Below are 857 nucleotides of genomic sequence, written 5' to 3'. Positions count from 1 at the left end.
GCCTTTGCCGTCTCGTCGGTGATCGTGCCGTGCAACCATGCAAAGGTGATGCGGTCATCGGTCAGCGTGTAGGTTGCCTCCCTGATGTCGAAAGCGTGGCGAATCAGCCGCCCTTTGCTCAGAAGGAGTGCGTCGAGATTCTGCAGTGCCGTCTCGGTGAAAAGGGTGCGTGGAAGGCTGATGGAAAGACTATCCTCATCGGTTGCTGCGACGGCTTCCTCCATCGCGATAACTTCTGCCGGCGTTTCCATCTGGACTGGCACATTATCTTCGACGGCTTCTGTCTGGCTCGGCTCGATCTCTGCCATTTCTACTGCGGCGAGTTCATCCTCTGCCGCTTCCGTCTGGATCGGCTTGTCTTCCCCTGTGTCCGCGCAGGAAGCCTCGTTCTCGCCGTCCTCGGACATGAAGCCCGCCTCGTGCAGTGCCGTGCGCACACGCGCAACAGTCGCTTCGTCGGTGGCATCGTCGAAGCAAAGGATGCCCGCCTTCGTGATCTCGAATGCACCGACCTTGTAGGAAAAGCTCGGTGCGCCGCAGTAGACGGGCTTGATGCCCAACACCTTGCTGACGATCCCGACCATCGCCTTGCGCTCTTTCTTCTGGATGTTGTAATTGACCTTCATTTTGAAAACCTCCTTTATGAACTTTGGTCATTACATTCATCACTCTAGCCGGGATAATTAGCAAGCAAATTGTGTTGTATACACCCATAGCCTCAGTGAGATAAACCACAGCGTGTCATCATTTCACAGAATGAGGAGTGGTCATGCGCTCGAGCATCTTGCCCGTCATCCAGATCGCGCCGTCGATGACGAGCGGTAGGAAGATGCGGTCGCGGAATCTGCACCATCCCG

At 55.9% G+C, this 857-nt stretch carries 1 protein-coding gene and 1 pseudogene; both read right to left on the bottom strand.

From position 1 onward, the window contains the following. Nucleotides 1–626: hypothetical protein (locus tag HMPREF1992_RS00735; RefSeq protein ID WP_021683882.1), on the bottom strand; the 626-nt coding region annotated here is incomplete at its 3' end. A 118-nt stretch (nt 627–744) separates the two neighbouring features. Next, a pseudogene (locus HMPREF1992_RS11965) lies at nt 745–857 on the bottom strand (prevent-host-death protein); the annotation flags it as partial.

Source organism: Selenomonas sp. oral taxon 892 str. F0426 (assembly GCF_000468035.1).
GTDB lineage: Bacteria > Bacillota > Negativicutes > Selenomonadales > Selenomonadaceae > Centipeda.
This window is presented reverse-complemented; position numbering and strand designations above follow the sequence as displayed.